The organism is Vibrio mytili (genome assembly GCF_000830505.1).
Taxonomy (GTDB): Bacteria; Pseudomonadota; Gammaproteobacteria; order Enterobacterales; family Vibrionaceae; genus Vibrio; species Vibrio mytili.
The window spans coordinates 30,694-57,255 of the sequence record NZ_JXOK01000004.1 but is presented as its reverse complement, the minus strand read 5'-3'; the positions used below and the strand labels follow the sequence as shown (position 1 = coordinate 57,255).

At 45.4% G+C, this 26,562-nt stretch carries 18 protein-coding genes and 4 pseudogenes; 8 read left to right on the top strand and 14 right to left on the bottom strand.

Going from position 1 to position 26,562, the window contains the following annotated elements; all coding sequences use genetic code 11:
* Positions 1-195: 195 nt before the first annotated feature.
* Positions 196-1,728 carry a bifunctional metallophosphatase/5'-nucleotidase gene (locus SU60_RS00820; RefSeq protein WP_245228335.1) on the top strand — a complete coding sequence of 511 codons (1,533 nt, stop codon included), beginning with the start codon at positions 196-198 and terminating at the stop codon, positions 1,726-1,728.
* Positions 1,729-1,749: 21 nt separating this feature from the next.
* Positions 1,750-3,003 (top strand): hypothetical protein, encoded by a 1,254-nt coding sequence (locus SU60_RS00815; RefSeq protein WP_052481444.1) that lies wholly within the window; start codon positions 1,750-1,752, stop codon positions 3,001-3,003.
* 431 nt (positions 3,004-3,434) lie between these two features.
* On the opposite strand, the gene gcvP is transcribed toward SU60_RS00815, so the two are convergent.
* The 3 genes from gcvP to SU60_RS00800 all read right to left on the bottom strand — a co-directional run bounded on the left by gcvP (position 3,435) and on the right by SU60_RS00800 (position 8,123).
* Positions 3,435-6,299, bottom strand: a complete 2,865-nt coding sequence (gene gcvP, locus SU60_RS00810) for an aminomethyl-transferring glycine dehydrogenase (protein WP_041153890.1) — start codon at positions 6,297-6,299, stop codon at positions 3,435-3,437.
* 111 nt (positions 6,300-6,410) lie between these two features.
* Entirely contained in the window at positions 6,411-6,791 is a 381-nt protein-coding gene (gene gcvH / locus SU60_RS00805) for a glycine cleavage system protein GcvH (protein WP_041153889.1), read from the bottom strand.
* 36 nt (positions 6,792-6,827) lie between these two features.
* A complete protein-coding gene (locus tag SU60_RS00800; protein ID WP_041153888.1) occupies positions 6,828-8,123 on the bottom strand; it encodes a serine hydroxymethyltransferase in 1,296 nt (431 codons plus the stop codon).
* 399 nt (positions 8,124-8,522) lie between these two features.
* Between SU60_RS00800 and SU60_RS00795 the strand changes: the two genes are divergently transcribed.
* Both SU60_RS00795 and gcvT read left to right on the top strand, forming a co-directional pair.
* A complete protein-coding gene (locus SU60_RS00795; protein WP_041153887.1) occupies positions 8,523-9,146 on the top strand; it encodes a helix-turn-helix domain-containing protein in 624 nt (207 codons plus the stop codon).
* 255 nt (positions 9,147-9,401) lie between these two features.
* Positions 9,402-10,520, top strand: coding sequence for a glycine cleavage system aminomethyltransferase GcvT (gene gcvT, locus SU60_RS00790; protein ID WP_041153886.1), 1,119 nt, complete (start codon positions 9,402-9,404; stop codon positions 10,518-10,520).
* A gap of 168 nt (positions 10,521-10,688) precedes the next feature.
* On the opposite strand, the gene SU60_RS00785 is transcribed toward gcvT, so the two are convergent.
* Positions 10,689-11,414 (bottom strand): TetR/AcrR family transcriptional regulator, encoded by a 726-nt coding sequence (locus tag SU60_RS00785; RefSeq protein WP_041153885.1) that lies wholly within the window; start codon positions 11,412-11,414, stop codon positions 10,689-10,691.
* Positions 11,415-11,765: 351 nt separating this feature from the next.
* Here SU60_RS00785 and SU60_RS21090 point away from each other — a divergent pair.
* Together SU60_RS21090 and SU60_RS00775 are read left to right on the top strand one after the other, a co-directional pair.
* Positions 11,766-11,956, top strand: a pseudogene (locus SU60_RS21090) (efflux RND transporter permease subunit); the annotation flags it as partial.
* A 182-nt stretch (positions 11,957-12,138) separates the two neighbouring features.
* The gene (locus SU60_RS00775; protein ID WP_041153883.1) at positions 12,139-12,837 is read left to right on the top strand and encodes a hypothetical protein; all 699 of its coding nucleotides are present in this window, start codon (positions 12,139-12,141) and stop codon (positions 12,835-12,837) included.
* Positions 12,838-12,919: 82 nt separating this feature from the next.
* Here the strand turns inward: SU60_RS00775 and fruA are convergent, their stop codons facing one another.
* From fruA to fruB, 3 genes and pseudogenes are all read right to left on the bottom strand, one after another.
* Entirely contained in the window at positions 12,920-14,653 is a 1,734-nt protein-coding gene (fruA, locus tag SU60_RS00770) for a PTS fructose transporter subunit IIBC (RefSeq protein WP_041153882.1), read from the bottom strand.
* A 19-nt stretch (positions 14,654-14,672) separates the two neighbouring features.
* A pseudogene (gene pfkB / locus SU60_RS00765) lies at positions 14,673-15,664 on the bottom strand (1-phosphofructokinase).
* A gap of 9 nt (positions 15,665-15,673) precedes the next feature.
* Positions 15,674-16,807 carry a fused PTS fructose transporter subunit IIA/HPr protein gene (gene fruB / locus SU60_RS00760; RefSeq protein WP_041153881.1) on the bottom strand — a complete coding sequence of 378 codons (1,134 nt, stop codon included), beginning with the start codon at positions 16,805-16,807 and terminating at the stop codon, positions 15,674-15,676.
* 395 nt (positions 16,808-17,202) lie between these two features.
* Here fruB and cra point away from each other — a divergent pair, with 395 nt between their 5' ends.
* Positions 17,203-18,183 (top strand): catabolite repressor/activator, encoded by a 981-nt coding sequence (gene cra, locus SU60_RS00755; RefSeq protein ID WP_041153880.1) that lies wholly within the window; start codon positions 17,203-17,205, stop codon positions 18,181-18,183.
* 29 nt (positions 18,184-18,212) lie between these two features.
* Here the strand turns inward: cra and SU60_RS00750 are convergent, their stop codons facing one another.
* Positions 18,213-19,166, bottom strand: a complete 954-nt coding sequence (locus tag SU60_RS00750) for an endonuclease/exonuclease/phosphatase family protein (RefSeq protein WP_041153879.1) — start codon at positions 19,164-19,166, stop codon at positions 18,213-18,215.
* A gap of 113 nt (positions 19,167-19,279) precedes the next feature.
* On the opposite strand from SU60_RS00750, the gene SU60_RS00745 reads away from it, so the two are divergent.
* The gene (locus tag SU60_RS00745; protein WP_041153878.1) at positions 19,280-19,786 is read left to right on the top strand and encodes an RNA-binding S4 domain-containing protein; all 507 of its coding nucleotides are present in this window, start codon (positions 19,280-19,282) and stop codon (positions 19,784-19,786) included.
* Between the two features lie 199 nt (positions 19,787-19,985).
* Here the strand turns inward: SU60_RS00745 and SU60_RS00740 are convergent, their stop codons facing one another.
* From SU60_RS00740 to SU60_RS00715, 6 genes and pseudogenes are all read right to left on the bottom strand, one after another.
* The gene (locus tag SU60_RS00740) at positions 19,986-20,906 is read right to left on the bottom strand and encodes an amino acid ABC transporter permease (RefSeq protein WP_041153877.1); all 921 of its coding nucleotides are present in this window, start codon (positions 20,904-20,906) and stop codon (positions 19,986-19,988) included.
* A gap of 67 nt (positions 20,907-20,973) precedes the next feature.
* Entirely contained in the window at positions 20,974-21,792 is an 819-nt protein-coding gene (locus SU60_RS00735) for a transporter substrate-binding domain-containing protein (protein ID WP_041153876.1), read from the bottom strand.
* 9 nt (positions 21,793-21,801) lie between these two features.
* Positions 21,802-22,598: pseudogene (locus SU60_RS00730) on the bottom strand (amino acid ABC transporter permease).
* Positions 22,598-23,332 carry an amino acid ABC transporter ATP-binding protein gene (locus SU60_RS00725; RefSeq protein ID WP_041153875.1) on the bottom strand — a complete coding sequence of 245 codons (735 nt, stop codon included), beginning with the start codon at positions 23,330-23,332 and terminating at the stop codon, positions 22,598-22,600. The pseudogene SU60_RS00730 and the gene SU60_RS00725 overlap by 1 nt, the downstream one beginning before the upstream one ends.
* Before the next feature lie 209 nt (positions 23,333-23,541).
* Positions 23,542-25,019, bottom strand: a pseudogene (pyk, locus tag SU60_RS00720) (pyruvate kinase).
* A 138-nt stretch (positions 25,020-25,157) separates the two neighbouring features.
* Entirely contained in the window at positions 25,158-26,534 is a 1,377-nt protein-coding gene (locus tag SU60_RS00715) for an MFS transporter (protein WP_041153874.1), read from the bottom strand.
* Positions 26,535-26,562: the final 28 nt, after the last annotated feature.

Below are 26,562 nucleotides of genomic sequence, written 5' to 3'. Positions count from 1 at the left end.
ACTCTTTGCATGCCTTACGACCAACACAAAAAGAAACTCCGGAGTTCCATTTCTGTTTTCTATATGGCTGATGTGAGCTGATTCAAATATTACGTGTATTGAGCTAAGCATAATCAATCCGACACTAACCATGTCACATTTTGCTTTTCACTTTGCACGGAACAGACTATGAAAAAGAAAATTGCCTCGCCAATAATGTTGTCATTGATTGCAACTATGATTGGTGTTTCGAACAGCGCGGTTGCAGAAATTCGTAATGTAACCTTACTCCATACCAATGATATTGAAAGTGTTTACGAACCTGTAGATGCGTTCTGGAACCCTGATATAGCACGTATTGGTGGCATTCCTTACTTAGCCACATTAATCAAGGAAGTGCGAGCAAAAGAAGACACCAGCTTCCTGCTCGATGCGGGTGATATTTTTACTGGATCGCTGGCTAAAAAAACAAAAGGGAAACTCTCGTTTGACCTGTACAGTGCAATGGGATACGACGCAATAACACTAGGTAATCATGAGTTTGAATATGGTTGGGAAACACTCAAACAAAATATGCCAAGAGCGGCTTACCCAGTATTGAATGCAAACATTAAATTTGAACAAAACAACGCACCTTTTGCGCAGCCGTACACAATCATTGAACGCAACGGCATTCGTATCGGGGTTATTGGTGTGATGGGTGTTGATGCCTTTTATAACACCATGTGGAAAGGAAACCGCAAAGGCTTAACCGTTGATGACCCTGCGGAAGTGACTCAGTTCTGGGTTGATAAAATTCGTGATGAAGTCGATATGGTGATCGTATTAACGCACCAAAACAAAACTGCGCCTATGCAGACGGATAAAGAAGCGGATCCCGAAGTGCAACGTGGCTTCGATGAAGACTATGAAATGGCAGGAAAGCTAAAGGGGGTTGATGTTATCTTTGGCGGTCACTCTGACCATGGTTTGTGGAAACCCGTTGTTCACCCCAAAACAGGCACCGTTATTGGGTTAACTTTCGGACAAGGAAAATACCTTGGTTACACTAAGTTTGCCGTTGATACAGATAAACACAGTGTAAACTTGCTAGAAGGGAAACTGATACCTGTCGAATCTGACAAGTTAGCAAGAGATGCTAAAACAGGGCAGTTAATCGACGATGCGCGAGCTAAATATCCAGAGCTGAATCAAGAGATAGCGACAATTGATAAAACGGCATTCCGTCGATATTACCGTGAATCTAATGTCGGAAACTTAGTTGCGGACATGATGCGTGAAGCTGGTAATGCGGATATAAGTATGATTAGTTCAGGCAGTATTCGTGTGGACTTAAACAAAGGTCCGGTCACGATGGAAAACGTTATGGACCTGTTCCCATTCACTGATAAGTTGTCAGTGGTTGAGTTGACGGGTAAGCAAGTTAAAGAGCTACTAGAATATAGCTACAAGTTGCCTTACGGATTAGCTCAATTCTCTGGTATTGAAGCAAAATACGATGGTAAAAGGCCTGAGGGGCAACGTTTACTGACGTTGAAAATTCAAGGTAAGGCAGTAAAAGATACTCAAACCTATAAAGTAGCAACATACTCTTATGCTGCAAGCGGTGGTGACGGCTATAAAGTCTTTGCAGATGGCAAACTGTTATCTGAAAGTAGCTCTATTACACAGACGTTAATTAACCAGTTTAAAGCTAAGAAACATGTCAAAGTGCCTGCGTTAGGTCGTCAAGTAGATGTATCTGAATAAGCAACGGTAACAGGAGAGCGGATGCCATTTAGAGTAGAATATAATGGGTGTAAGACTTACGGTTGTCCCAATTGTGGCCAGCAAGATCTTAGCATTTATACTCGCTCTAATCGGCTTGGCTATGATGCATGGCATTGCCCCGAATGCGGGGCATTCCCTCCAGTATTATCCAACCAACCGATAATCGAACTCGCTCAACAGATTAAACGAGAGCAATTTGATCTGGAATTTTTTGATAGCTGTGGTTGCTTGCAACCACAACTTCACCGATACGGTTTCACTGCCTCTGGCAGCCAGCGAGTTAAGTGTGCTCAATGTCAGCAAGTCGTCACGCTGCCGAATGTTGAGAAGCTAAGCAAACAACTTCAGCCAATAATGGATGCGCTCATTAAAGGCGTGACTCCTGATAATCTTCAAAAGGTCTGTAAGCTGAGTAATAAAGCGTTTTCACAGCGCATTACGATGCTTGCGAATTTGCTTACTTACGCCAGTCGTCAGTGGGAGGCTAATTTTAGTTTGCCGTTGATTCAAACCAGAACATGCGTGCAAACCTGCCGATCAGGTTTCCAGCACCATCAAAGTCAGCAGCGTGAAACCTATCTTTGGACTGTCTCAAGCGCTGATGCTCGTTCTGGTTATATGTTACTTATCAATGACAATGCACTATCCAGCCAATCCTCATTGCTGTCAGAAGCTTTACCGTCTGGCATTTATAAGTTGGATGCAGTTGAGCAAAAGGTCGAAGATGATGAGGATGTCTTGAGTAAAGCTGAGAAAACTTACAGCAAAATCATGGCTCGCAGTCAGTTTGATATGCTTGCCTATGCCGAGCATCGTCACGCTTTGTCTAAAGAGGCGCTCATTTTTCGCCCAGTATATGCTGCTCATGCTCACTTCCAGAATCTACGACAGAAGGTGATTAGCTTTCCTCCTCAAGCTATTGTTCTTGAACATGAAAGTTTTTTGCGTGGAGCTGCGATTACCGCTTTCTGTGAGGAAGTCAGCCGTGATCAAACAGCTCTGTTCTATTGCCATGTACAAAAACAAATGCCAAATTCAAAATCAACTGCGATGACAAAAACCATGAGCTGGTGGAATGAAAAATGGTATCGATTGTTCATTGATTATGCGCAAAGCTACTGGCATGTTGGCATAGGCGTGTTAACCAATAAGCAGTTTAGAGTCGAACAGTTATTCCCATCTCATCCCAATTGGAACCAATATTTTTGGCATGAGTTCAACGGCTGGTTAAGCCTGAGTATGCACGCAGAATAAGCCTGAAACGTCTCCACCAATGGCAAGATATTTACCGTTATTTTTTTAATTTGGTTTTTGACGATAGGCTAGAGGTTGGGAACAAACTTGGTGTTATGCCAGCGGAAATTAGCTCAGTAGTGGAAAGTCTGTGTCGACAAAAAGCGGCTCCGTTGCAAAGTTTGGGGATTTCCAGACCGTCAGGGTTGAAAGACTGATTCAAAGGTAAAAATTCTCCATTTAAGGCTCTTATTTTTAAGCCAGATTTGCCCAAATTCAGATTATCTGACTTGGATCGCCAACTCTAACTCATTTCTGTCCAATAATGATTTTACTTACCTAAATCCAAGACGAATGTACTCAAATAAAAAAGCGAACCTTCCGGTTCGCTTTTGTACTTCTATGTTTATCAAGCCTGTGTCCAACTTGATAAGCTGTGATCACATACGGAATTAATCTTCGTAGTTTTCGATGCTTGGGCACGAGCAGATTAGATTACGGTCGCCGTAAACGTTATCTACACGGTTTACTGTTGGCCAGTATTTCCAAGACTTCGTCGCCTTCGATGGGAAACAACCTAGCTCGCGAGAGTAAGGGCGATCCCAAGAGTCCGATGCGAGATCCACTTGAGTGTGAGGTGCGTTCACAAGAGGGTTGTTCTCAAGTGGCCACTCACCGTTTTTCACTTTCGTCATCTCTTCACGGATTGCGATCATGGCTTCACAGAAACGGTCAAGTTCTTCTAAATCTTCAGATTCAGTAGGTTCTATCATCAATGTGCCAGCAACTGGGAATGACATCGTTGGCGCGTGGAAACCGTAGTCCATCAAACGTTTTGCGATGTCTTCTTCGCTGATGCCTGTCTCTTCTTTTAGCGGGCGAATATCGACAATACATTCGTGCGCGACGCGGCCGTTCTTACCACGGAAAAGAATCGGGTAGTGAGGACGTAGACGTTCCATCACGTAGTTGGCATTAAGAATGGCCACTTTAGTCGCGTCTAGCAGACCTGCTTCACCCATCATCGCGATGTACGCCCAAGAAATAGGCAAGATAGATGCACTACCCATATCAGCAGCAGAAACCGCTAACTCTTTGCCTTCCACGCCATTTTCAATGTGACCAGGTAGGAAAGGAGCCAGGTGAGATTTCACACCGATAGGACCCATACCCGGACCGCCACCACCGTGTGGAATACAGAAAGTTTTGTGTAAGTTCAGGTGAGATACGTCAGAGCCGATGAAGCCCGGAGAGGTTAGGCCAACCTGAGCGTTCATGTTGGCACCGTCTAGGTATACCTGACCGCCAGCTGCGTGCACCATTTCGCATACTTCTTTCACTTGCTCTTCATAAACGCCGTGCGTAGAAGGGTAAGTGATCATAATGCTTGATAGGTTGTCTTTGTGTTTTTCGATCTTATCAGCAAGATCACCCATGTCGATGTTGCCGTCTTGGTCACATTTAACCACAACCACTTTCATTGACACCATTGACGCTGTCGCCGGGTTAGTACCGTGTGCTGAACTTGGGATCAAACATACGTTACGGTGACCTTCGCCACGGCTATCGTGGTAGCGTTGAATCGCGATAAGACCTGCGTATTCACCTGATGCACCAGAGTTTGGCTGTAGCGAGAAATCGTCGTAGCCAGTGATTTCACATAGCTTCTCTTTTAGATCTTTAGCAAGGGCAGTGTAACCAGCCGCTTGCTCAAGAGGTGCGAACGGGTGAATTGAACCAAACTCAGGCCAAGTTACAGGAATCATTTCTGCGGCCGCGTTCAGTTTCATTGTACAGCTGCCCAGTGGAATCATGCCGTGCGTCAATGAGAAATCTTTGTTCTCAAGCTGTTTTAGGTAACGCATCATTTGCGTTTCGCTGTGGTGCGTGTTGAACACTGGGTGGGTGAGAAACTCTGAAGTTCGACGCAGTGCTTCTGGAATGGCGGCAAACTCATTACTTGCGATTTCAGAAGACAGGGCGTTAACGTCTAGTTGTACGTTAAACACAGCAAATAGCGCATCGATGTCAGCCGTTGTTGTTGTTTCGTCGAAGCTAATACCTAGCTTGCCATCGAGCTTGCGTAGGTTGATGTCTGCTGCTTGCGCTTTCGCATACAGTTCTTCTGTTTTGCTACCTGTATTGATAGTAATGGTGTCGAAGAAGCTATGGTGTGTTAGCTCATAGCCAGATTTAGTCAGACCGGCAGCGAGAATCGCAGTCATGTGGTGAGTGCGACGAGCAATCGTGCGTAGACCTTCTGCGCCGTGGAATACCGCGTAGAAAGACGCCATATTTGCTAGCAATGCTTGCGCAGTACAGATATTCGAGGTCGCTTTTTCACGGCGGATGTGCTGCTCACGTGTTTGCATGGCCATACGTAGAGCTTGGTTGCCGTTAACATCGATAGAGACACCGATAACACGACCAGGCATAGTACGCTTGTGTTTGTCACGCGTTGCCATAAATGCAGCGTGTGGACCACCGTAGCCCATTGGCACGCCGAAGCGTTGCGCTGAACCGATAACAACATCCGCACCCATTTCACCTGCTGGTTTAAGCAGAGTTGAAGCGAGTAGGTCAGTTGCAACCGTGACGAGAGTTTTGTTTGCTTGGGCTTTAGCGATGATGTCCGTCAAGTCGCGAACTTCACCGGTTGTGCCTGGGTATTGAACGAGTGCACCAAAAACGTCTTGTTCTGGTAGCGACTCCAGTGAACCTACTTGAACGTCAAAGCCGATGTATTTCGCACGAGTTTTTACAACTTCTAGCGTTTGCGGGTGAACATCGTCAGCGACAAAGAATACGTTACTTTTACTCTTACCAGCGCGCTTACATAGTGTCATCGCTTCGGCGGCTGCCGTTGCTTCGTCTAATAGAGAAGCGTTCGCGATTTCCATCCCCGTTAGGTCCATGACCATTTGCTGGTAGTTCAGTAGCGCTTCTAAACGACCTTGAGAGATTTCTGGCTGATAAGGTGTGTACGCAGTGTACCAACCTGGGTTTTCCAGTACATTACGTAGAATCACGTTTGGCGTGAAGGTGTTGTGGTAACCTTGACCAATGAATGTGCGTTTGATTTGGTTTTGATCGGCAAACTTACGCATCGCGACAAGCATGTCTGCTTCGCTTTTCGCTTCTGCTAACGATAACGGTTTTTCCAGACGAATTTGTGCTGGAACCGTTTCTTCGATAAGTGCATCAAGGTTAGCGACGTTGATCGCATCCAACATTTTTTGTTGGTCAGATTTGTTTGGGCCGTTGTGGCGAGCAACGAACTCATTTTGCGTGCTGAGGCTTTGAAGTAATTCAGTCATTGTCCTTTACCTACTCCATCGTTCGGATGTGTCGTCAACGATAAGGTCTATATTTCCGAACATTGAAAAAAGCTGCCTTCCATAAGGAGACAGCTTTGAAAATCTTCCTAATTACTCTTCTTCAATAGAGTTTAGGTATTCTTCTGCGTCTTTCAGATTGTCGAGTTCTGATGGGTCAGACATCTTCACTTTCACAATCCAGCCGCCTTCGTATGGTTCTTCGTTGATAAGCTCTGGGCTATCTTCCAACTCTTCATTGATTTCTACCACTTCACCACTGATTGGTGCGTAGATATCTGATGCTGCTTTTACCGATTCAACGAGTGAGAAGCTATCACCAGCTTCAATTTCGTCTTCCACTTCTGGCAGGTCGACGAATACCACGTCACCTAGCATTTCCTGCGCATGTTCAGAAATTCCGATAGTCACTGTACCATCACCATTATCGCGTACCCACTCGTGGCTATCTGCAAACTTCAATGTGTTGTCCATTGCTTAATCTCCAAAAAATAACTGCGTTAAAATTGTTTATCGGTAAAGAGGGAAGCGTTCACACAGCGCTTTCACTTCTTTGCGAACGCGTTGTTCTACTTCTGTGTTACCTTCTGGGCTGTCAACTAACCCATCCAGTACATCGCCAATCCAATTACCAATGAGTTTGAATTCTTCTGCGCCAAAGCCGCGGCTTGTGCCAGCTGGAGTTCCTAAACGGATCCCCGATGTAATCATAGGCTTCTCTGAATCAAATGGGATGCCATTTTTGTTACACGTGATTCCTGCACGTTCAAGTGCCTCTTCCGCTTTGTTACCTTTCAACCCCTTAGGGCGAAGGTCAACCAGCATAAGATGAGTATCTGTTCCGCCTGTCACAATATCGCAACCGCGAGTCTGCAATACTTCAGCTAATACTTTTGCGTTGTTGATCACTGAATTGATATAAGTTTTAAACTCAGGGCCAAGGGCTTCGCCAAACGCCACCGCTTTTGCCGCAATAACGTGCATCAATGGGCCACCTTGAAGGCCAGGGAAGACGGCTGAGTTGATTTTCTTAATGATGTCTTCGTGGTTAGTCAGGATCATACCGCCACGTGGACCGCGAAGTGTTTTGTGCGTGGTTGTTGTTACGACGTGTGCGTGTGGCAATGGGCTAGGGTGAGCGCCTGTTGCGATAAGACCGGCAATATGAGCCATGTCTACCATCAGGATCGCGCCAACTTCATCTGCGATTTCACGGAATTTCGCGAAATTGATAACGCGTGGAATCGCACTACCACCTGCGATGATCATCTTTGGTTTGTGCTCGACAGCCAGAGCACGAACATCTTCATAATTGATTTCTAGTGTATCGCGGTCAACACCGTACTGTACCGCGTTAAACCATTTACCTGATAGAGCAGGGCGCGCACCGTGAGTTAAGTGACCGCCTGCATCCAAAGACATGCCTAAAATGGTGTCGCCTGGTTGAAGAAGGGCGAGTTTAACTGCGCCGTTGGCCTGAGCGCCAGAGTGAGGTTGAACGTTTGCGTATTCGCAACTAAAAAGCTTTTTCGCTCGTTCGATAGCGATAGCCTCAACGGTATCAACATGCTCACAACCACCGTAATAACGACGACCTGGGTAACCTTCAGCGTATTTATTTGTTAGGCAAGTGCCTTGGGCTTGCATGACCGCTTTAGAAACAATGTTCTCGGAAGCGATCAGTTCAATCTGTTCATTTTGGCGAGCAAACTCCGCTTGGATACCCGCAAATACAGCGTCATCAGTCGCAGAGAGATTGGTAGAGAAAAAGTTTTCCAAGCTGTGGTTAGGGTAACTCTTGTTCATGGTGGTTGACCTTCCAAATTTGAAAATGAACCCGCATCGAATGAATTATTGGTTTGCGGTTCGGTTCATTTGTCCTCAAAACAGCTGTCCTGCGTAGCTGCGACGCTTAACTCGCATTGCAAGACAGGGCGAACATCCAGCCCTAAAAAATGGGCAAAAACTCCGTTGGATTCACGCTTCCTGCTTCAATCTCTAACGGAAAAACTGCATCTCTACATCTAACAAGTCGATAACATAACGTTTGCGACAAAAACATTCAACCAAAATTTCGTATAGGAAACATGATTTCTTGATTTGTTAACAAGAGCACGCTTTAATGGTCCTGGTGGACTTTTATCCACTATAGGGTTCATGCACAATGCAGGGAAGACACAATTAGGGATATTGTTAGAGGGATTTATGGCAGACAACATTTACGATGAATACCCATCGATGACGCTGACGAAAGAGCAAAAGCAGCAAAATGTTGACCCGTTGAAATTGGGTCAACGCATTAAGGATATTCGCGCAAAACTAGGTATTACTTTGGAAGAGGCGAGCCAGCGCACAGGCCTTGCTCGTTCCACGCTAAGTAAAATCGAAAATGAGCAGATTTCACCAACTTTCCAAGCAATGCAAAAGCTGGCGTCTGGTTTGCAAATAGATATGCCGCAACTGTTTGAACCGCCTAGGAAAAAAGCTGCTGCTGGTCGTAGAGATATTACCAAGAAAAACCAAGGCAAGCCGCATCCCACTCAGACCTATGAGCATGAGCTGTTAGCGACACAACTTTCCAATAAAAAAATGATGCCGTTTAAGAGTCAGATAAGAGCTCGAAGCTTTGAAGAGTATAAAGACTGGATTCGTCACGATGGTGAGGAATTTTTGCTGATCTTATCTGGAGCAGTGAAATTCTATTCTGAGTTCTATGAGCCAGTCATTTTGAATGAAGGCGACAGTGTTTACTATGACGCTAACATGGGTCATATGTTGACCAGTGTCAGTGATGAAGATGCCCATATACTATGGGTTACGGCTAAGTAGTGTTAAATGGCCTATATTTCCTATAGTGAATGCAAACGATTGCTATTGGTGCTGGCAGGGGTAAAATAACGTGTATATTGATGGTGATTGACGTAATTACGTTCAATTTTAAACCGCTTTGTTGTTTATAAAATGTTAAAAGTCACATTTTTAGCGTCAAGGCTCTTCTTGTTCGTGCAAAATAGAGTGAAGCGTGTTTATTATTGGAAACATAAATGCAATCGCATCTGCGGGTCTATCTAAATGGAGACGAAAATGACTCAAGAACTTCTTAAAACACCACTGCATGCTCTTCACATAGAAGTTGGCGCAAAAATGGTTCCGTTTGCTGGTTATGACATGCCTGTTCAGTACCCACTTGGCGTAAAGAAGGAGCATCTACATACTCGCGATGCTGCAGGCCTGTTTGACGTTTCTCACATGGGGCAACTTCGTTTGACTGGTCAAGGTGCTGCTGCATTTTTAGAAACTTTAGTTCCTGTCGACATTATTGACCTTGATAAAGGAAAGCAGCGTTATGCATTCTTTACCAATGACGATGGCGGGATTATGGATGACCTGATGGTTGCTAATCTAGGTGATCATCTTTTTGTCGTGGTTAACGCAGCATGCAAAGAGCAGGACATCGCGCATCTGAACGCAAATCTACCGGCTGGTGTTGAGTTAGAAGTGATTGAAGATCGTGCTCTTCTGGCTATTCAAGGTCCGAAAGCGGCGCAAGTATTGTCTCGTCTTGCTCCAGAAGTTGCAGACATGTTGTTTATGGATATTCGCATCGTTGATATTGCAGGTATCGAGTGCATCGTTTCACGCAGTGGTTATACGGGTGAGGATGGTTACGAAATTTCAGTTCCTGCAGGCAGCGCCGAAGCGCTAGCGCGAAAACTGACTGCCGAAGATGAAGTCGAATGGATTGGCCTAGGCGCACGTGACTCTCTGCGTTTAGAGTGTGGCTTGTGTTTGTATGGCCATGATTTGGATACAACAACGACGCCAGTTGAAGCTAGTTTGTTGTGGGCGATTCAAAAAGTTCGTCGCACTGGCGGGGAGCGAGAAGGTGGGTTCCCTGGTGCCGATATCATCTTGCAGCAAATCGAAACGAAAGATGTTGTACGTAAACGTGTTGGCCTTGTCGGTCAGACAAAAGCGCCGGTTCGTGAAGGCGTTGAACTGTTTGATTCTGAGGGTGTTAAAGTTGGTATCGTGACCAGTGGTACTGCGGGTCCGAATGCAGGTAAGCCTGTTTCTATGGGGTACGTCCGAGCTGATTTGGCTGCGATTGGTAATGAATTGTTTGCTGAAGTTCGTGGCAAAATGCTGCCAATGACGGTTGAGAAGATGCCATTTGTACCTCAGCGTTACTATCGTGGATAAGTTATACGTGGATAATCCATACGCGAACAACTCATACGCGAATAAGCTATACGCGAATAAGTCATAGCCGTGGTTGAGCCACATTAAAAAAGTATTGGAACAAAAATGCCGAGCAAATTAGCTCGGCATTTTTAATGATTCTTTTTGCTACGTACTGCGTATACAGCGTCAAACAAGCGCACTTTCGATATCACAACACATATCAATGACGATATCGTCCAGTTTATCCGGATGGAGCATGTCTTGTTGGGTGATGCCACATTTACTCGCCATGATGGAGTTGAACAGTTCCCAGTGATTCTTTAAAAGCTGGTCGCGCTGATTTGCACTGTCTGGCCATGTTTCTTGCATCATCGGGGACAGCGAGTTGGCCCCATGTGCAAAAATAAGCATTTGCCATTTGGCTTCCCATGGATTGAATGGTGCGTCTGGGTATTCTTTATTGTACTGACAAAAGGTACTTGTGAAGATTGACGAGAAGCCTCTTTTAGACTTTAAGAAATATTCAAATAGCGCATTGTCATCTTGTCTTATTGAATCGGCAATCATCTGAACTGGGTGGGGTTTCATCAAGCAGAAGGCAAGCATCTGAACCATAAACAGATAAATTTTTTTATTTGAAGGGGTATCTTCAGGCATTTTATTGATGAGCTCGGCCATATAGTCTTGCATGAACTTATCCATAGCGTCAGTGACTGCCTGCCAAATCTTCTCTTTACTGCCAAAATGATGACGAATCAAACTATGTGAAACTCCAGCTTTTTCACTGATGTTACGCAGTGAAACGCGTTCGTAACCCAGTTCACAAAACATATCTGCAGCCACTTTAAGAATAAGGCATTTGGTTTGTTCTGCTGTCTCGGCACTTCTTCGTCCCTGCTTTCTTTCATTCATAGTTTGAATTTTCCTTTATATGGCATTGCTGGTTACTTGTACCAGAAACCGCGTGCTTTGACTAATCAAATTCATATTTCCCTTTCTATTTATTATACATATGGAAAATAACTTGATTGGTGTCAATTTTTAATTATACTGCACGGGTGTGTAATAAGTCGTTTGTAGACAAACATACGATATAACTCGCGTTTTTTGATGGTGTTGTTTTATACCCGTATGTAAAGGTGTTTCAGGTCATCAGGAATAAAGACGCCTCTCAAACTCTAGCGACTGCAGCACGTTGGTTGTCACCTTTATGCGCTCTGTGTTAGGCCGAATCCGTATCTTGGACCTGAATACCGTGCGCTCCACCGTATTCGTCCCTGAGTATGGCTGCAATGACAACGATTCTCGGTTTGGTGGCGCTGATATTTGATGCATTCTTTGATTCCATGGTGATTACGATTATGGCAGGTCTTGGTTTTGCCACAATACTGACACTGATTGTTGTGCCAGTGATGTTTGCAATTCTGTTTAGGATAAAACCAACCACTGCGTAAGGGACTCCCTGACTTTAAGCAAGTTAGATTCCTGCCCAACCCTGAGGGAAGTCCTCAGGGTTTTTTTTCGATCTAACATAAGTGCCATTGGAGCGAATTCGAACTTGGATTCTCTGTTTTTCTTACCAATAGTAGGGCGTTAACGCGTATACTCAACAAAGCACACAATAAAGAGAGGCTGTATGAATACTCGCGTACTACACGGAATTTTCCTTTTTGGATCATTAACATTAATTGGTTGCTCATCCATCGATGCTCCACAGCAACAGACAGCGGCAGTCAACAGTGCCAGTAAAGCGACAATTGTATCGTGGGTTGATAGTCAAGTACTTAAACCCGTTGGTTTATCTCTTGAGCAAGATGATATTCAATATCTTGCCGGTAGTGTTGACTTAAACAAAGATGGTAGTGCAGAGCACATGGTATTGATGCAAAGCCGTTATTTTTGTGGCAGCGGGGGCTGTACAGGGTACATTTTTGATAACGATGGGAAAATCATCAATACGATGACGGTAGTTAAAACCCCCGTCGTATTAGCGGAATCGTCGACCAATGGGTGGCAAGACTTCATTGTTTGGAGCAACGGTTCATACCGATTGATGTCTTATGATGGCGCGTCTTATCCGAGTAATCCATCACTTGAACCGAAAGTTGAACGCGATGCGGATAGACAAGCCGCGATCGCAAACGTGATGGCGACAGAGGTGTATCAAAAAGATGGCTACGATATTCGACCTGCAGTTAGCCAGCAATTATGGACCCCCTATAATGAATATTACTTTACGTTTAAACATCATGCTGATCCTTATAGCATCTACCGTGCAACGGTTGATATAAAAACTGGGGAAGTGGATATTGTGTCAGAGCCTAATCCTAAGTAAAAAAATACCCCTCTTAACCAATGGTTAGGAGGGGTACCAGATGCCAAGTCGAGGGTGGCATTGTTAACTTATTATCAGTGGCTTATGCAGTTGCTTCTTGTTTGGTTTCTGCTTTGCTTTTTAGGAATGCGTAGGTAAAGCCTGTTACTGCTGTACCAGCTGCAATAGCGACTAAGTACATTACTACAGGTGTAATTGCATTCGGGATAAGCAGAACAAACAGACCACCGTGTGGAGCCATTAGCTTCGCACCAAACAGCATAGATAGAGCACCCGTTAATGCGCCACCTGCCATACATGAAGGGATAACACGCATTGGATCTTTGGCTGCGAATGGAATAGCACCTTCAGAGATGAAACATAAACCTAGCACGAATGATGCTTTACCCGCTTCACGTTCACTTTCAGCAAATTTGCTCTTAGCAATAAACGTTGCCAAGCCCATGCCGAGTGCTGGAACCATGCCCGCAGCCATGATTGCTGCCATTGGCGCGTAAGTTTGAGAAGCCAATAGACCTACACCAAATGCGTATGCCGCTTTGTTTACTGGACCACCTAAGTCGAAACACATCATTGCGCCAAGAATAATACCTAGCAGTACCGCGCGGTCAGAGCCCATGTTGTTCAAGAATTCAGTCAGAGCGGTCATGATGCCAGCAACAGGTCCACCGACGATGTAAATCATCACTAGGCCAGTAAATAAGGTGGCAACGAAAGGAATGATTAGGATCGGTTTTAGTGCTTCCATTGATTGTGGAAGTGATACTTTATCCGCAAGGAGTTTTGCTGAGTAACCAGCAATGAAACCAGCTGCGATCCCCCCAAGGAAACCAGAACCGATCGAGCTTGCGAGCATACCACCGACTAAACCAGGAGCTAGGCCAGGGCGGTCAGCGATAGAGAATGCAATGAAACCAGCAAGGACCGGTATCATCAGAGCAAAGGCTGAGCCACCACCGATGTTCATCAGTGCAGCGGCCATAGTGCCTTCTTCTTTAAACGCTTCGATGCCGAAAACGAAAGATAGGGCGATGATCAAACCACCAGCCACAACAACTGGAAGCATGTGGGAGACACCTGTCATAAGGTGTTTGTAGACGCCTTTTTTCTCTTCCGTGTCTGCTGACGCATTCGAAGAACCAGAGTGTTGGTACACCGTTGCTTGTTCAAATGCTTTATCCATCTCTTCTGCGGTTTTCTTCAGAGCAGGTCCTGTTTTAGTACGGTACAGTTTCTTACCGTTAAAGCGATCAAGCGGCACTTCAATGTCAGCGGCAATGATAACCAAGTCTGCGTCGGCAATTTCTTGCGCAGTAAGCTGATTCTTCGCACCTACGGAGCCACGCGTCTCTACTTTGATTTGGTGACCACGACGCTTGCCTTCTTCATCGAGAGCTTCTGCTGCCATAAATGTATGGGCAACACCAGTCGGACATGCAGTAATCGCGACAATTTTTTTCACGCCTGATGTGCTTTCAACTGGCGCTGAAACGGTGGTTGCTGTTTCAAGCGTTGAAGCTTTCTCAACGGCGGTTTCAAGGAATGCCGTTGCGTCTTTTGCCGCTTCACTAATTTCTGCTTGATACACTTTTTTACCAACGAAACGAGAAGTATCAACAGGCGTGTTAGCCGCAATAACGATAACTTCTGCTTGCTCGATATCGGCGTCTGTTAATAGGGTTGGCTCAACAACACTCGATTGGCATTCAATGTTTGCATTCCAGCCCAGTTTTGCTGCCGCTTTTTCTAGGAGACCAGCCGCTAGGATGCTGTTTGCAACACCACTTGGACAGGCAGTAATAATGGCAATATTCATACTGATAACCTTCTGTTCCTTAGTTTTTATCTAAGCTTGTATTAGGGTAAAGCTCGCTCACTTGCGTTTGGAGCTTGATGTTCTCCAGTTCTTCCTGACTGGTTAGCCCAACGCCAACCTGACTGACTGCATGTGCAGACAGTGCGGTTGCGAAGCGCAATAAATCGTGTTTTGGCATCACTTGCATGTGACCCCAACAAAGGCCAGCTACGAGGGTGTCACCAGCACCAACAGTACTGACCACTTGCATTCTTGGTGGTTGTGCACGCAGCCATTCCCCTTGGTTTAACCACATCACACCATCTGCGCCCATTGAGACAACGATATTTTCAATACCTTTATCGCTCAGTGTTTGAGCAGCGGCTTGACATTGCTCAGGGGTTTCAAGATGTTCACCAACGAAGTCACTCAGTTCTTCATCATTGGGTTTGATGAGCCATGGGTTAGCGTCAATGCCAGCTTTTAAGGCGGCTTTGCTACTATCAAACAGCACTTTTTTACCGAGTTGGTGAAGCTTTTGAATCCATTCTGCGCAGAGATCTGAAGAGACACCGCCCGGAAGGCTGCCAGCCAATACAAAGTAGTCATGGGTTTCAGCTAGGCGAAATAGTGTTTCTTCAAAGCGCGCAATATCTTCGTTCGTTACCTGAACACCAGGGAAGTTGATGTCGCTCACTTCACCCGTTGACTCAACCAGTTTGACATTGATGCGGGTCGACCGACGACTTCAATAAATTCGTCTTGTACGCCGATTTCTTCAAACAATTGATGAAACAGCTCAGGGTTGTCTTTGCCTAAAAAGCCAGTCACCGTTACGTCTGCACCTAAATCACTGAGTACCTTAGCAACGTTCACCCCTTTACCCGCAGCGTGCAGGTCGCTTTGTTGGACAAGACTGACCGAGCCAACATTTAACGACTCTACTGACCCCGTTAAGTCCAAGGCAGGGTTGAGCGTGATCGTGACGACTTTATTTGTTTTTGTAACTTGGTTTGTCTGTGTAACAGTCATAAACGCTCCTTAACCTTCGCCAAGGCCAGACGCGATAGCGTTACCTATCGATTCAAGTGCTTGCGCTGCATCCGGACCTTCAGCAGAGAACTGAAGCTGGTGGCCGTGTTTCACGCCAAGCGCAATGACTTTCATTAGGCTTTTCGCGTTCACGACTTTGCCATCGCCATCGAGGTTAGATACTTGAATCTTAGACTCGAACTTTTTCGCTTCAGCGACCAGCATCGCGCCAGGGCGAGCATGTAGACCGTGAGAGTTTTTGATTTTGAAGACCGCAACGTTCCCGTCTTCCGCTGAGGCGGTAGAAATTTCTTCACCCTTAAACAAACCAAGAATTTGTTCAGCAGAACCATCCAACAGTTTATTGTGCTCGTTGTTAAACACCAAAGTAGATAGCGTATTTAGAATAGACTGGTGAGCGTTATTGCAAGCCGCAAAAGCGACAAGTGCGCGAACCTTTTGACCTTCATATTCACAGTCATTAGCGGTTGATACGAAAGAAACGCCAGTGCGTGATACTTGCTTATTACTACCAACTAACCATAAACCGTTACCAAGGTTGGTTGGTGCTTTTGTCACAAGGTCTGCAACAAATTCACTGCCTGCACAGCCAGTGTTTTTTAACAAGCCTCCTGCAACCGCGCTCATTTGGATCATGTCGCTTGCTGGAAATTGAAGTTGAATCAGAGAAGCATCGAAATCAGCTTCGAGTTGAACATCTCCGTGGAGCAGGGCGATGATTTCATCTTCATTTTTTGCATTACGTAGGCGTTCTTCTACACCATCCGCACCAAGCACTTTAGTCAATTGCTTTAGAATCCCAAGGTGCTCATCAGATTTAGCCGCGATGCCGATCGCAACAAACACTGTATTTCCGTCGCCCCATTCCACACCTTTAGGGAAGTGATGAACGGCTACGCCAGTGGATTTAACCATGTCGCGTGTATCGGTTGTACCGTGAGGAATCGCAATACCGTTACCTAAAAACGTCGAGTTTTGGTTTTCGCGGTTTAGCATGCCGTCCACATAACCTTGTTCAACCAAACCTTTTTCGGTCAGGCTCTTTGCGATGTTTTTGATCGCTTCGAATTTATCGGTAGCAGATTGTGAAAGAGTAATGTCGTTCTTACTTAGCTTAAGCATGGTGCTTCTCCAGCCTTAAGGTATCAATTTAAAATTCATGGCGGTTGTGTTGTTGAATGTCGACCTTTGTTTAAACCAACATGCCTACATCCCTAGTTAAAAATTGCTCGGTTCTATTTTTTATGATCAACTGAATCGATTCAGCAAATGAGCAAAATTTTTTAAAACACTCAGCAAAACGGCTTAAAGTATGATGTTCGTCATGATGAAGTGTTACTTTTATCAATCGTAGACGATAAATTGAATAACGTCAGTATTTTCGTGATTTACATCAATTTTTACGTTTTGCTGAATCCTTTCAGCTTTTATACTGAATCGGTTCAGCATATAATTCAACCTATCAAAGGATCATTAATCTATTATTATGATCGCGCGCACAGATTAAGGTGAAGAATATGACACTGGATGAAGTGGCCAAATTGGCTGGCGTATCTAAAACCACGGCAAGCTATGTCATTAATGGTAAAGCGCAGAAATACCGAATTAGCGAGAAGACGCAAAAGCGCGTCATGGCAGTGGTTGAAGAGTATAATTATAAGCCAGACCACGCCGCATCAGCTTTGCGCGCGGGGAACTCCCGCTCTTTTGGCTTGATCATTCCTGACTTGGAAAACACCAGTTATGCCCGTTTGGCGAAATTGCTTGAACTCAACTCGCGTAAGGCGGGCTATCAGATTTTGATTGGTTGTTCTGACGACGATCCTGACACCGAGCAAAAAGTAGCAGAAGCTTTGGTCAGCCGGAGAATTGATGCCTTATTTGTCGCGAGTGGTATGCCATCTGCGAATGAGTTCTACCTGAAAGTTCAAAACAGCGGGACTCCCGTAATTGCGCTTGACCGCCCATTAGATGATGAGCATTTCTGTTGTGTGATCAGTGAGGATTTTGATGCGGCACTTGAGTTGACTGAATCGGTGCTCTCGCCAGAGATACAATCCATTGGATTAATCGGTGCGTTGCAAGAGCTACAAATTTCTAGAGAACGTGAGTTAGGCTTTCGGTCTGCATGTCAGCAGCAAGCATGTTCCATCACCGTGGGTTACGGTCATCAATTCTCCCGTGAAGAAGGAAAGAAAGTCTTAGAACGTTGGTTAGCGGAAGGCACTCTTCCACAGGCCATAGTCACCACTTCTTATACATTGTTGGAAGGGGTATTGGATGTGATGTTTGAAAAGCCGGAACTGATGAGCACGACACGACTTGCGACGTTTGGTGATAACCGACTATTGGATTTTCTGCCAATAAAAATTAATTCGTTACCTCAACAGTTCGAAGTCATCGCAGATAGTGCCATGGAGCTTGCTTTAAACGCTTCGGCGAAACGTCATAAGACAGGGGTAGAGTTGATTCCGCGTAAGATTGTGAAGCGTCGCTAGATAACGACATCATTGTCAAAGTAGTGAAGTTATAGCTTTATGTCGACCGTTAGTGCCACAAACGCATGATCGCTGGCATTTTTGTCTTTGTCGAAGGATGGATTGATCAGGTGACCATCAAACACTTGATAATCGACGACTTCACCAATGGACAGATCGGAATGCACGTCAAATTCTTGCGACAATAAGATGTAGTCAAGCACATTGCCTTGGGAAAAATGGTAATGCGTTGCTGGGCGGATCGGCGAAATAGGATTTATCTGTAGATCCCATCCATCTCTCAATTGTAATTCAGTGACGCTGTCACTAAATGATTCTACTAATATGCTGTTCACGCTGAGCGGTGCCACAGGTTGGTTCATATCGCCCATGAGCACGGTTGGGATAGGGTTCACCCTGTACTGTTTTTGCATTGTCTCACGCAGCATAGCCGCTTCCCAACCTCGCTGCTGAGTCGAAAGCCATCGCGCGATGATAGGGCTTGATTCTTCCTTGTTTTCCGCGTCTGCTGGACGTTGAGACTTTAAATGCACCACATAGATGGCGATATGGCCAAGAGTTGGGTGGATAGCCTCTGCATATACTGGGATGCGGCTGAACTCTGGCTCTTCTTTGACGCCAAAAGGTATGAGTGATTGTGTGTCAAACATGACTGGTTTTACATTCACTAGAGGCAAGCGCGAGGCAATCGCCACCACGGGGCGAGAGTAAATGTAGTCGCCTTCAACGTGTGGGGTATCAACCGTGACAAAATGTGGGTAGCCGATCGACATAAAGAATGCTTTTGCTTCGTCAATACTGAACACCTCTTGCAAGCCAATAATGTCCGGTTCCAACTTTTCGATTTGATTTTGTGTCCAAGCGAGTTTGTCTTGCCAGTCTTTCACTGAATAGATGTTCTCAAAGTCATAATAGGCGTCGGGTGGTGCGACGAAATTAAATAGATTGGCGGTGGCAAAGGTGATTCGGTCAGCTTGATACAAAATGAACACTCGTTGGATTATTTACTAGCGAGTATATAAGAACAACCGGAGAGGTTTCCATTTTTAGGTATAAGGTTTACACTCCCGATCATCAAGATAAGCGAGTATACAGCATGACCCAAGATTACGACGATGATGCGTACCTAGCAGACGCCGAGTTTGAAGGTGAAGAAATTGAAATCGAAGCGATAGGTATCGATGTCGATTCACACCCAATTGAACTGTACAAACTTTTTAAAATTGCCAATTTAGTGAGCGGCGGTGGTGAAGCGAAGCACATCATTGATGAGGGCTATGTGGCGGTCAATGGTGAGCTAGAAACTCGTAAGCGCAGAAAAATGTACGATGGTGACTTTTTTGAATTCAACCAAGAGTACTATGTCGTGGTATGTGATGCGCCTGTGACTGAGCCAGAGGCGAAAGAAGCCAAACAGAAGCCAAAAGCACAGCAGAAACCAAAAAATAAAGCTTCACATGCTTCTAAGAAGCAAAAGCCCGCGAATAAGTCGAGTAAAGCTCAATCTGCTCCCGCTAAAAATAGCAAGAAAAACGCGACAAAAGACAAGCCAAAGCCAACGCGTGATCCTAACAGTGGCCGTAATTCAATCGATTTCTTCTGATGTGAATCATGTGTAAATGACAATACGAAGCGTCGACGTTTGGTTCGGCGCTTTTTTTTGCCTTTCGTTTAGTTCATCGTTGAGAGTTCGATCGTCTTCTATTTCAGCTAACTTTCGATTTTAGATAACTGCTTTAGGGAACTATCAGTCTTATAGGTCTATCGGTCAAAGAGAAAACCTGCCCATGTAAACTACCTATTTAGTAAGAATAAGACTTAGTTTTCTTTTCTATATGGCGGAATAGTAGCGAGAGTCCGAAACAAATCACGAAATAGGCCAAGCCTACAATTAGCCAGATTTCGAAAATATAACCTGACGAATTGGCCATCTCTGTACCGACAAAGGTCATCTCTTGGATTGAAATTAGTGAAACGATGGAGGTGTCTTTAACTAAGGAAATGGTTTGTCCAGCCAATGGGGGCGTTATTGCCCGTAATACCTGTGGCGCAATGACAAACCGATACTTGACCCATCGTGAGAGCCCCAACGAATCCGCGGCTTCCCACTGTCCCTGATCGATGCCTTGTAACCCTGCACGTACCACTTCTGCGATGTAAGCTGAGGAGAGTAATCCCACGCACAACACCCCGGAAGCGAGATTCTCCCAAAGATTGGCGGGGCCGAATAAAAACTGTTGTACTGGATTGACGTCGCCTTGGTAATTTCTTAATAGGTCGTCGAGTCCCAGTAAAGGAATCAACTGGTTGGAAATGAAAAAATAGAAAATAAACACAAACACTAAAGGCGGAATGTTACGTACCAATTGAATAAACGCGTTGGCAGGCACGCGCAACCAGCTAGAGTCTGAAAAACGCGCTAACCCAAGTAGTGACCCCAACACCAATGCAAAAGCGATACCCCATAAGCTCAGTCTAAGGGTGGAGAGTAAACCTTGAAAGAAATAGGGGAAGCTTCCGTCCGCTCTGGGGGTAAACAGCAGCGCTAAGGCATCGGACCATCGCCAGATATAGTGGACGCCAATAGTAGAACGGTAGTACAGCCAAATGCCCGCCACCAGACAAAGGATGAGTAGGACCCAATCGGTACGGTTAAAGCGCATCAAGTATGATTTCGGCTGTGGTTTGTTTGGGGCAACGCGATGATGAGTTTCTCCGCTCAAAAAGGTGACTCCGTTTTATCGATTAAGAAGAAGATAAAGGCTCGCTCTATTTGCGAGCCTTACTGGATTATTGGCCTTGCGCGACTTGGTCTTGCCAATCTAGTGTAGAAAACCAGTATTCATAGCGTTCTTCTAACCAGCCATCTTGAGTGCGCGCGTCAATCCACTGATTAAAGAAGGCTTCTTTATCGGTTTCCCCCAAACGTACGGCAAAGGCTTCATTCCCCTTAGAAAGACGCTCGGTGAAAGGAAGAAATAATTTATCTGGGTGTTTTACCGTTTCATGTTCAGGTTTCGGGCTAGACGCTATCACAGCATGAGCATTACCATTTAACACCTCTTGGAAGGCTTGCGCATCATCATCGAATTGAAGTAGTTTCGCTTTCGGGAATGTTTCACGCGCCACTTGCACCGTAAAAGCGCCACGGCGAACGGCAATATTCACGCGACGAGAATTAAAGTCGGAAAACTCTGTAAACCCTTCTGCCAGCGCTTTGTTTGCCGCCACTTGTACGCCTGAGTGCGAATATGGCTTGGTGAAGAGAACGCTTTTCGCTCGTTCGGGTGTAATGGACATCCCCCCGATAATCACGTCAAACTTTTTGGCCAGAAGTGCAGGGATAATGCCATCCCAAGCTGTCGGTACAAATTCCACTTTAAGGCCAGAGTCTTGCGCTAAACGCTTCGCTACATCAATTTCAAAGCCAATCAATTCGCCTTGTTTATTCCGCATTGCCCAAGGAACAAAGGTGGACATGCCAACACGTAACGTTCCTCTTTCTTTTATCTTATCCAAATTTGGCGTCGCCGTTTGCTCGTTTGCGATGGATGGCATCGCAATAGCAAGCCCCAGTAATGCAGTAATGGTCGCTTTGAATAACTTCATGTTATCTCCTTATAATTTGCGCCAACTGGCTCCAAGCTTGTATTCCAACCAAGCAGATAAGCCGGATAATGAGAGCGTGAGAGCAAGGTAAATTGCTGCCACGGTAAACCAAATTTCAAACGGCATGGCCGTTTCTGACACAATATTGCGTCCTTCTGTTGTGAGATCAAATATCGCCATGACACTGACGATAGACGAGTTTTTAATCAGTGACACCATTTCGTTTGTTAGTGGTGGTAGCGTACGTTGTAACACTTGCGGCAAAATGACATCTTGATAAGTATAAACCGGAGATAGGCCTAGTGTTTTTGCAGCTTCAAACTGACCTCTAGGAATGCTGTTTAAGCCCGCGCGAAATATCTCAGCGGTATAGGCACCTTGAAAAAGTGATAAGGCCAAAACAGCGGTGCTGAATCGGTCTAATCCAATTACTGGTCCAAAGACAAAATACAGCAGGTAAATTTGTACCAATAATGGAGTATTACGGATCAATTCCACGTAGCCGTGCCGATAGCGTTCCCCACTTTAGAATCACTGAGCCGAAGTAGAGCCGTCACCAATCCAAACACTAAGGTGAAGAATAAACTGATGGCGGAGATTTTGAGTGTCACGATTAAGCCATCAATGAGTTCGGCTGACCACCATTCCCCATCTTCGTAAAAAAACAGATAGTCGGGCACGCGATCCCATTGCCATTGATAACCCATAGCCTGTGCGCCAGAGTTGAGTACCCAAGCGATGAAGGCAAATAGAATCACGATTTGCAGTACGGCTTGTAAGACAGGTTTCAGTACACGATAAATCATCAATAACTTAGTATTTGGTTTAAAAATGTTTGAGTCCTTGGATGTTGCGGCGTATCGAACAATGCTGTCGGTGAGTTCACTTCAACAATTTCGCCTTCATCCATAAATACCACTCGATGCGCGACTTTTTTGGCAAACCCCATCTCATGCGTTACACAAATCATGGTCATGCCGCTTTGGGCAAGTTCGACCATGACATCAAGTACCTCGTTGATCATTTCTGGATCAAGTGCCGAGGTGGGCTCATCAAATAGTAGTAGATCGGGCTCCATGCAGAGTGAGCGCGCAATGGCGACCCGTTGTTGTTGACCACCCGATAACTGAATCGGGTACTTATCCGCTTGTTCTTCAATATTGACTCGCTTTAGGTAATGTCTGGCACGCTTAGTTGCCTCTTGCTTTGACAGCTTTAGGGTTCGGATCGGAGCGAGCGTTAGGTTCTCTAGAACGGTGAGATGCGGAAAGAGGTGGAAGTGTTGGAAGACCATACCAATTTGGCCAGGCTTGCGCTCTCTGGTATGTGCTGGTAATCCAAATGCGTTTAACTGACCGTCTTGAATGGCTTCTAATCCATTGATGCAACGGATCAGTGTCGACTTCCCAGAGCCAGACGGACCACATACCACCACGATTTCTCCGGAATGCACGGAGAGGTTAATGTCTTTTAACGCATGGTATTCACCGTACCACTTGTTTACGTCGTGAAATTCGACGATCGGAATTCGATTCTTCAACAATGGATTCTACATAAAACAACAGTCTTTAAACCATATCAATTTATGAGTACGATTTCATTAAGTGTCGGGACACATTCAGAAAATTGCTTTGGAAGTGAGAAAAAAGACCTGCCATTCGGCAGGCCAAATCCCTGTGGAGCAAGTTTTGGGGGGAGAGGGATAAATTCAAGTTTTAGCTTGAAAATAGGGAGCAAGATACGGTTGCGCTACGCAGCTATCTCGGCACGTTTTGCTTCGTTTATACTCGATTTCAAGCTGAGTAGTCGGCAAGCATTGATGTCACCCATCCCTTCGATAGAATCGAGTTGGGTCATCAGTATTGACGAGATATTCATTTCGTTAGCTTTGTTGCTTAAGCAGTCGATGATTTGTGGAGCAAGGTCACAGCACTTTTCTTTGGCTTTAAAGTACATAGCTCCACACCACGTAATATCGTCATTTGAGCGAGCAAGCTCGGGTTATCACTCAAAGCCCAAATTTTGGTTTTGCTTTGACAGCGAGACATTAATAGTGGTGTTTCACCATGTTGAGTTAAAATGGCGACACCGAGATCACGGTGTACGCGTGATGCAGAAATCATCGAAGACAACGCAAAACTCTTACCTGGATTGGAGCACAGGTGCTGTAATTTATCCCAACAGTTGTGATTGCACTCCAATTCAAGTTCAGCGCCTTCTGCAATACGTACCATCGCTTCTATCGCTTCGATGGGGTATTTACCCGCTGCAGATTCTGCGGATAGCATTACCGCATCGGTACCATCAATGATAGCGTTAGCCACGTCGAGGACTTCGGCTCTTGTTGGAAGTGGATTTTCAATCATCGACTCCAACATCTGTGTGGCCGTAATCACAGGCTTACCCCAGTGTTTGGAGCGATGGATTAGCGACTTCTGTACGGCAGGTAATCGTGCGTCACCGATTTCTACACCAAGGTCACCGCGTGCAACCATGATAATGTCCGATGCTTGGATAACATCGTCCATCGATTCTTTGCTTGCCACCACTTCTGCACGTTCGACTTTCGCGACGATTTTTGCATTGCAGCCCGCTTTCTGAGCAAGGGTGCGAGCGTACTCAATGTCTTTCGCGTTGCGAGGGAAGGAGATGGCGAGGAAGTCCGCACTCAGCTTCGCAGCAGTGTCGATGTCATTGATGTCTTTTTCTGTTAGCGCTGGAGCAGACAAACCACCACCTAACAAGTTAATACCTTTGCGGTTGGACAGTTTGCCACTGTTCAGCACCGTGGTTTTAATCCATTGTTCGTTACGGTTAACTTGTGTCACTTTGAGTTGGATACGACCGTCATCAAGCAACAACGTGTCACCTTCGGTAACGTCTTTAATCAGCTCAGGGTAATCAAGACCAACCATTTCTTGATTGCCAGATAACGCATCTAAAGTGCCACTTAGAGTGAAGTCGTCACCTTGATTCAGCAACACTGCGCCTTGCTCGAAACACGAAATACGAATCTTAGGACCTTGTAAGTCGACCAGTACGCCTACATGAGTATTAAGCTCTGTTGCAATTTCACGAACAAGATTCGCTCTTGCGATGTGCTCTTCTGCTGTGCCGTGAGAAAAGTTGAGTCTGACAACGTTCGCACCTGCACGAATCAGCTTAGTCAATATTTCGCGGCTTTCGCTTGCTGGCCCTAAGGTTGCCACTATTTTTGTTTTACACATTTATCACCTCATTCGACACTTAAAATAAATAAAGGGGGGAATTTCAATCTCATAAGGACACTTCATCAGTACGCTTATGGCATCGAACTTAAAACTTTTATTTAAAAGGCGGGAGGGTTACCTCCCGCAAAGGAGTTATTAGTTGCTAGGGCTCACTTCAAGTTCTTTTTGCTCTGGTTCGATATCCACAACTTTCTTGGCATTCCAAACGGTCAGTGCAAGAAGCAGAGAAACAACACTGGCAGCTAACCAGAAGTACTGGGCTTGCGTGAAGTCGTATTTAGTAACGCCATCTACCTCAGTGATTTTAATCAGTGCTGCAGAAGCCAGTTCTTGACCAGATGCGGCAATGTAAGAGAACAAACCGATGAAGCCTTTTACTGCGCCTACTGCGTTTTTAGGCATTAAGTCACAAGCTGTCAGACCCGCAAGGAAGACAACCAGACCACCGATAGCAAAACCAATCAGACCTAGTGCAACTGCATCAATAATGCGGTTGTCAGGGCCAAAGAACATCAGACACATCCCAGCGATGTTTGCGATACCGTAAAGCAGCGTTGGGATATGGCGGTTAGCGTTAAACAGTTTGTCTGAAATAATTCCTGATAGGATTGCGCCTGCAAGACCCGCGATTGGGTAAGTAGACATGGCAAAACCAGCATCAATCAGTGAGTAACCTTTCGCTTCTTGAAGGTAAAGTACGGCCCAAGACGACATCGCGTAGCGAGAGATGTACATTGCTGCACACGCGGCTGCGATTAACCAAACAACAGGTTGTTTTAGAATGAACATTTGAGCACGACGTGTTTCTTTCGGATCATTCTTTTTCTTGATTTCCGGCTCTTCATCGAATGCGGTAGCCGCATCTGGCAGACCATATGTTTGAGGACGGTCTTTTAAGACGAAGAACATACATAGAGCGGCGGCTACGGCTGCAATACCTGCACCGATGAAGCCTGCTCGCCAACCAAAATAGCTCACAAGTGTCGCCGTTAGGATCCAAGTGATACCTTCACCGATGTTACGCGAACCACCCCAGATAGAGTAACGGCTACCACGCTGTTTTGGTGAGAACCATTGGAACAACGATACACAAGATGGTGCAGAACCAACCGATTGGAACCAACCGTTCAGACCCCATAGTAGAACGAAGAAGAACGCTGTGGTATTGAGTCCCATGAAGACTGCTGTAATACCGGATAGCAATAGGGAGAACGACATAAATCGGCCAATGTTGGCATAGTCAGAAAGGAAGCCGTTCGAGAATTTACCAATCGCATAAGTAAAGAAGAAAGCGGAACCCATGATACCGAGTTCTTCGATGCTTACGATGCCCGCATCCAACATCGGCTTCTTGACGACACCGAGGCTCATACGAACAACGTAGAACACGGCATAACCAAATACTAAGCCTAAGAATACTTGCCACTGGTAGCGTTTGAAACGCGCTTGCATTTCGCCTTTAGACCCATCCGAAAGCGGGAGATCTGGGCGTGTTTTAAAGAAGTTAAACATCTTACACTCCAAGTTTTAATCACAAATG

Coding starts and splice junctions, on each gene's coding strand:
- SU60_RS00795 (WP_041153887.1), top strand. CDS start 8,523: ATGGCAGACAACATTTACGATGAATACCCATCGATGACGCTGACGAAA.
- SU60_RS00775 (WP_041153883.1), top strand. CDS start 12,139: ATGAATACTCGCGTACTACACGGAATTTTCCTTTTTGGATCATTAACA.
- SU60_RS00715 (WP_041153874.1), bottom strand. CDS start 26,534: ATGTTTAACTTCTTTAAAACACGCCCAGATCTCCCGCTTTCGGATGGG.
- SU60_RS00785 (WP_041153885.1), bottom strand. CDS start 11,414: ATGAATGAAAGAAAGCAGGGACGAAGAAGTGCCGAGACAGCAGAACAA.
- gcvH (WP_041153889.1), bottom strand. CDS start 6,791: ATGGACAACACATTGAAGTTTGCAGATAGCCACGAGTGGGTACGCGAT.
- SU60_RS00800 (WP_041153888.1), bottom strand. CDS start 8,123: ATGAACAAGAGTTACCCTAACCACAGCTTGGAAAACTTTTTCTCTACC.
- SU60_RS00820 (WP_245228335.1), top strand. CDS start 196: ATGTTGTCATTGATTGCAACTATGATTGGTGTTTCGAACAGCGCGGTT.
- cra (WP_041153880.1), top strand. CDS start 17,203: ATGACACTGGATGAAGTGGCCAAATTGGCTGGCGTATCTAAAACCACG.
- fruA (WP_041153882.1), bottom strand. CDS start 14,653: ATGAATATTGCCATTATTACTGCCTGTCCAAGTGGTGTTGCAAACAGC.
- SU60_RS00735 (WP_041153876.1), bottom strand. CDS start 21,792: ATGAAGTTATTCAAAGCGACCATTACTGCATTACTGGGGCTTGCTATT.
- gcvT (WP_041153886.1), top strand. CDS start 9,402: ATGACTCAAGAACTTCTTAAAACACCACTGCATGCTCTTCACATAGAA.
- SU60_RS00815 (WP_052481444.1), top strand. CDS start 1,750: ATGCCATTTAGAGTAGAATATAATGGGTGTAAGACTTACGGTTGTCCC.
- fruB (WP_041153881.1), bottom strand. CDS start 16,807: ATGCTTAAGCTAAGTAAGAACGACATTACTCTTTCACAATCTGCTACC.
- SU60_RS00745 (WP_041153878.1), top strand. CDS start 19,280: ATGACCCAAGATTACGACGATGATGCGTACCTAGCAGACGCCGAGTTT.
- gcvP (WP_041153890.1), bottom strand. CDS start 6,299: ATGACTGAATTACTTCAAAGCCTCAGCACGCAAAATGAGTTCGTTGCT.